The sequence below is a fragment of the Arthrobacter sp. Y3225116 genome (genome assembly GCF_059091245.1).
The window spans coordinates 1-5,636 of record NZ_JBNHGL010000190.1 but is presented as its reverse complement, the minus strand read 5'-3'; the positions used below and the strand labels follow the sequence as shown (position 1 = coordinate 5,636).

Sequence of the window (5,636 nt, the reverse complement as noted above, 5' to 3'; positions counted from 1 at the left end):
GTGCGGGCCAGGTGCCAGCCGCCGCCCTGGCCGCGGCGGCTGCGCACAATGCCGCTGCGCCGCAGGTCGGCGAGGATCGACAGCAAGTAGTTGTGCGGGATGTCCTGCGCGGCCGCTATGGCCTCGGCCGCCAGCGTCCCCGTCTGCGCCTCGGATGACCGGGCGATGACGATCAGGGCGCGCAGGGCGTAGTCGGATTTGGCGGAGATGTGCACCCGCCCATTGTCTCAGGCACCGGCGAGCTCCCGCGCGGGGTCCTCCTCGTTGCGGCGGCGCACCTCCTTGCGGACGGCCTGGGTGATCACCAGGCCGGCCGCGACCGCCAGGACGGCCAGCGTGAGCCAGACCGGACCGGAGTTCCTTTCCGCCCCGCCCCACGTCTCCATCATGGTCTTGGCGTTGGTCAGGATGATGAGGCTTCCGGCTGCCACGCCGAGGACCGCCGCGGCCAGGCGCCGTACCAGCCACGCCGAGACGGGGGCCGCGACGACGCCACCGGCCAGCAGGGCCAGAACCCAGGCGAAGTTAATGCCCTCCCGTCCGAGCGCGAGCAGGAAGCCCAGGGACGCGCTGATCGCAACGATGAACTCGGTGGCGGAGATCGAGCCGATGACCTTGCGGGGTTCCATCTTGCCGGTGGACAGCAGCGAGGTGGTGCCGATGGGCCCCCAGCCGCCGCCGCCGATGGCGTCCATCGTGCCGGCGACGAGGCCGAGCGGCATCAGGAAGGCGGCCTTGACCTGACCCTTGAACTGCGGGCGGCGGCCGGACAGGATCAGGAACCGGAACAGGACGTAGGCACCGAGCAGGAAGAGCAGCAGGGCAACCCACGGCTTGGCGACGTCGGCCGGCAGGCCGACCAGAAAGTTGGCTCCGATGAAGGCGCCGATGCCCCCGGGGACCGCCATGATTCCGACGATGCGCCAGTCGACGTTGCCGAACCTGTGGTGGGCGAAACCGGAGATCAGCGCCGTGCCGACCTCGGCGAGGTGGACCGCTGCGCTGGCCGCAGCGGGAGCGATGCCCACGGCGATCATCAGGCTGGAGGAGGTCACGCCGTAGCCCATGCCGAGCGAGCCGTCGACCGTCTGGGCGAGGAGGCCGACGATGGCCAGGAGGAGTAGATTGCGCATCGTGCGTGCCCTTCCTCGAAACTCTAGTAAGTCACTAGAGTTTGGAGTGTATGGACACCGCGGCGCCCTGTCGATAGCAATCCCTCGCGGGCGCGCATCCTTGAGCAAACCTTGAGGAAGGTGCGCGGTCAGCCGTGCCGCTCACGCGGAAACGTAGGATGGGGAATTGACCGGGAGGTTCATCATGGTTCGCGTACGTTTGGCGGCGCGGCTGGTGCTGCCGGCCCTCTGGTTGGGCCTGATCGTCGGCATTTCGCTGATCGAAGCGCCGCTGAAGTTTCAGGCGCCCGGGGTTACCCTCCCGCTGGGATTGGGGATCGGCCGACTGGTCTTTACCGCGATGAACATCGTGGAGCTGGTCCTGGCGGCGCTGCTGGTGCTGTCTCTGGTGGGGCAGCGCGTGGACCGCAGGTTCTGGGCGCTGGTCGGCGGCGCCGTCGTCGTGCTGCTGGCCAAAGTGATGGCGATCCGGCCGCTGCTCAACCGCCGGACCGACATGGTGCTGGCCGGCACCGATGACGGCGGGTCGGCCTTACACTACCTCTACATCGCCGCCGACGGCATCCTGATCATCCTGCTGGTCCTGTTGCTCGATGCCGCGGCACGCCGCTGGCTGCCGGCGACCGAGGCCGGACGTGAGGAACGTCGGCGCTGATCCTTCGACCGGGCGCCGTCACCACTCGCCCGGCAGGGCATAGGGCCGGGACCAGAGCGCGATCTGCAGGACCACTGCCTTCAGCCATGCCTGCTGCATGGCGTCCACGTTTTCGACGGGATCTCCGCCCCCGGCCAGGAACGGCCGCATCGTGGTGACCACCGGCCCGATCAGCGCGATGAGGTGGCGCAGCGGGACGACCTGGGTGGACCCCACGTGGTCGGTTTCGTTCTTGTGTTCGGGGGTGTGCCGCAGGGCGATCTCGTTTTGGTAGTCCAGCCACTCCTGGTCGTAGGGCTTGGTACAGGTATCCCTGATCCACTGGCCAAACCGCAGGCGGACCGCGTTCAGGTAGTCCTCGATGGGCGGGCCGTCGGGCCGGGAGAAGTGCGCGACCAGGTGGGGTTGGCCGCCGACGAATCCGTACCAGACGTCGAGCACGTCCTCCACCTGGCCGTCAAGGATCTCGCCGGCCCGCTGCAGCAGGGCGGCGTCGTCGTCGCCAAACATGGCGCTGGCCTTGAGCTCCTCGAGTTCGGCCAGCGTGACCGGTGAATGAGCCACCGTGCCGTACTCGTAGCCCGGGATGTTTGAACCGCTGGATGCATGGACCGACATGGCAGTGCCTCCGCTGGAAGGATTGGGACCGGCGCCTTGAACGGCCATTTATACTCCGCGACGCCGGTGGGGTCAACGATGCCTAGTTGCCGAAGGCCGGCGGCGGGACCACGTCCGGCCGGGCCTCTTCCTCCTCCTTGCTCCTGGTGGCGGGGACCGTGACGATAATCGAGGCGATGGCGACCACCACCATGAAAACGTTGAACAACAGCCCGACCGCCCCGCCGAAGCGCAGTGCAACGTTGTCCTGGCGGCCGATAAACAGGCCCCAGGACTGGATGAGTTCCGGGTTCACCGCCTGCGCGGCCACATACAGTGCCGCGGAGATGGCCACGCCGATGGCATTGCCCAGCGAGGACGCCATCTTGTAGATGCCGGACGCGGCACCCACCTGGGCGTCCGGGACGTTGGACAGGGCGGCGTCGGTGGACGGGGTGGCGTAAAACCCCAGGCCGACGCCGAACAGGGTGAACCCGATGACCGTGAGCACTATGTACTCCTCGATCTGCAGGAACGTGGCGGAGCACAGCAGGATGCCGACGCCGGTGATCATGCTGCCCCACAGCATCGGCTTCTTCGGGCCGAAGCGCTGCAGCAGCTTCTCGCCCACCCGGATGGTGGCGAGGATGGCGATCAGGTAGCCGAGCGTCAACAGTCCCGATTGCAGCGAGCTCAAGCCGGCGGCCACCTGCACCAGTCCCAGCGAAACGATCAGCGTGCCCGCGGCGCCGTTGAGCAGGAAGTTGGACAGCGTCGCGCCGGTGAAGGTGCCGTTTTTGAAAAGCTTCAGGTCCACGAACGCGAAGTGGCGGTGGCTTTCGATCTGCAGGAACAGCAGGCCGAACACCACGAAAGCGGCCACCAGCGCGACCCCCGGCCAGCTGAACCAGCCGATGGCCGGTCCCTGGGAGATGTACACGTTGATGGCCACCAGCATGACGATGAAGCAGGCCAGCCCGCCCCAGTCGAAGCGCTGCCCGGCAGCCTCGGGATCGGCGGCGGCCCGCGACTCGGGCGTGCCGCGAAGCAGGAACAGCGCCAGCACGGACAGCACGATCGAGATCCAGAAGATGGACCGCCAGCCCAGGAAGGAGGTGGCCATCAGGCCGCCGAACAGGGCGCAGAAGCCCGAGCCGCCCCAGGAGCCGATCGACCAATACGAGAGCGCCCGCTGCCGGTCCTTGCCCTCGTAGTAGCTCTTGATCAGCGCCATGGTCGAGGGCATGATGCACGCGGCGGACAGGCCTTGGATCGCGCGGCCGCCCAGCAGCATGAAGTCGGTGAGGCCGCCGAGGTTTTCCGGTGTCAGCGCGATCAGCAGGGAGCCGAGAATGCTGAGGTAGATCCCGACGTACATGATCTTGGCCCGGCCGATCCGGTCGGCGAGTCCGCCGGCGACGACGATGAAGATGCCGGAAAACAGCGACGTGATGGAGACGGCCAGGTTGGCCAGCGTCTGTTCGACCCCAAGCTGGTCCTGGATCCCCGGGATGACGTTGAGCAGGGTCTGGGCGAAGAGCCAGAAATTGATGACGGCCAGGACGATGCCCAGCAGCCATTTGTCGGTGGGTTTCCAGTCCGTGCGGACGGTGGCCGTGGTGGATTCGGTCATGGCAAACGACCCCTTACTGTGCCAGGTACTCCAGAGCTGCAACGACCTGCGCCTGGGTGGCGACCGAGAGCGTCGGGTCGACGGCGGGAGCGAAGAACGGTGAGTGGTTGGCCGGAATGTCTTCGGAGACAGTGCCGTTCTCCACGGCTTTCCGGTAGACGTCGGTCGGCACGGAGCCGACCGTCCAATAGGTGTAGGGCACCCCGAGGGCATCCGGAATCCGGCTGAAGTCCTCGGAGGCCGTGACGGGTTCGGCATGGTAGACCTGATCGCCCCCAAAGTGCCGCGTGAAGGCGGCCGTGATGCGCTCGGTCGTTTCGGCGTCGTTGCTGGTCAACGGGAACTGGTCGTAGTACTCGAACTCCGGGTCGCGGGGCGATCCGGCGGCCGCGCACTCGCCGCGGACAATCCGTTCGATCGATGCCATGATCCGTTCCCGCAGCACCAGATCGTACGTGCGCAGGTTCAGCAGCAGCTCGGCACGGTCCGGGATGATGTTGGACTTGGTACCCGCGTTGGAGGCGCCGACGGTCACCACCGCGAATTCGCCCGGCTTGGTCTCGCGGGACACGATGGTCTGCAGCCGCAGCACGATCGATGCGGCCAGCACCACCGGGTCCACGGCGTTGTGCGGCATGGAGCCGTGGGCGCCGCGCCCGTAGACCGTAATTTTCAGGGAGTCGCCGGCCGAGAGGATGGGACCGGCCGTGGTGCCGATCTTTCCGGCCTCGGTGGGCATCACATGCTGGGCGAAGGCGACGTCGGGTGTGGGTATCCTGGCGGCCAGGCCGTCGTCGACCATTGCCCGGGCCCCGGCGGCCGTCTCCTCTCCCGGCTGGAAGAGCGCCACGTAGGTGCCCGCCCAGCCGTCCCTGTGCCCGGCCATCAGCTTTGCCGCGCCCAGCAGGGACACGATGTGCATGTCATGGCCGCAGGCGTGCATGACTCCGGTGGTCCCGCCCCCGGGAAGCTTCGCGGTGGTCTCCGCGGCGTAGTCCAGGCCGGTGGCCTCGGCGACCGGCAGCGCATCGATGTCCGCCCGTGCCAGCACCGTGCTGCCGGAACCATTGGCCAGGACCCCGACGACGCCCGTCCCGCCGATCCGCTGGACCTCGTAGCCGAAGCCGGTCAGCTCCCGCGCGATCAGGTCGGCGGTGTTGTGTTCTTCCATGCTGAGCTCCGGGTTTCGGTGCAGGTCCTTGTACAGGTCCCGTTGCCAGCCCAGCTCTCGCTCCAGTGAGCCGGTGAGGCCGTCCGTGATCGCCATGGTTGCCCTCCTGGTCCGCCGGCTGAAGTGGGGGCCGGCTGGTTAGGCGCGCTTTCTTCAACGGTAGGACTCGGGCCGTTCAGACACAACGACGACGGCGGTGTCCCCGGCCACTCGCGATTCCTCGTCCGGGCGCGGGGCCGGGCACGGCGGGGCAAGGGCGGCGGCCCCTACCTAACCGGCCGACATTTCCACCGGCCAGGCGGTCAGCTCCACCACGGACCCGCCGCGCAGCACGGCCAGCGGGAACTCGACGCCGATGGCATCCGCGAAGAGCAGCCGCTGCAGGCTTTGCGCGCTGGCCACCGGCTGGCCGGCGGCCCGGATCACCAGGTCGCCCGGTCGCAGTCC

The 5,636-nt window shown here is 67.8% G+C and carries 6 protein-coding genes; 1 reads left to right on the top strand and 5 read right to left on the bottom strand.

The window, feature by feature from the left end; translation table 11 throughout:
* Positions 1–215, bottom strand: a 215-nt coding sequence (locus tag AC5RV2_RS13970; protein WP_494092831.1) for an RrF2 family transcriptional regulator, incomplete at its 3' end; no start/stop codon positions are given.
* A 12-nt stretch (positions 216–227) separates the two neighbouring features.
* A complete protein-coding gene (locus AC5RV2_RS13965; RefSeq protein ID WP_494092830.1) occupies positions 228–1,133 on the bottom strand; it encodes a sulfite exporter TauE/SafE family protein in 906 nt (301 codons plus the stop codon).
* 184 nt (positions 1,134–1,317) lie between these two features.
* Here AC5RV2_RS13965 and AC5RV2_RS13960 point away from each other — a divergent pair, with 184 nt between their 5' ends.
* Positions 1,318–1,788, top strand: a complete 471-nt coding sequence (locus tag AC5RV2_RS13960; protein ID WP_494092829.1) for a hypothetical protein — start codon at positions 1,318–1,320, stop codon at positions 1,786–1,788.
* 18 nt (positions 1,789–1,806) lie between these two features.
* Here AC5RV2_RS13960 and AC5RV2_RS13955 read toward each other — a convergent pair whose 3' ends face one another.
* From AC5RV2_RS13955 to AC5RV2_RS13945, 3 genes are all read right to left on the bottom strand, one after another.
* Entirely contained in the window at positions 1,807–2,406 is a 600-nt protein-coding gene (locus AC5RV2_RS13955) for a protoglobin domain-containing protein (RefSeq protein ID WP_494092828.1), read from the bottom strand.
* Positions 2,407–2,488: 82 nt separating this feature from the next.
* Positions 2,489–4,018, bottom strand: a complete 1,530-nt coding sequence (locus AC5RV2_RS13950; RefSeq protein ID WP_494092827.1) for an MFS transporter — start codon at positions 4,016–4,018, stop codon at positions 2,489–2,491.
* Between the two features lie 13 nt (positions 4,019–4,031).
* On the bottom strand, positions 4,032–5,285 hold the full coding sequence (locus AC5RV2_RS13945; protein ID WP_494092826.1) for an amidohydrolase: 1,254 nt from the start codon (positions 5,283–5,285) through the stop codon (positions 4,032–4,034).
* Positions 5,286–5,636: the final 351 nt, after the last annotated feature.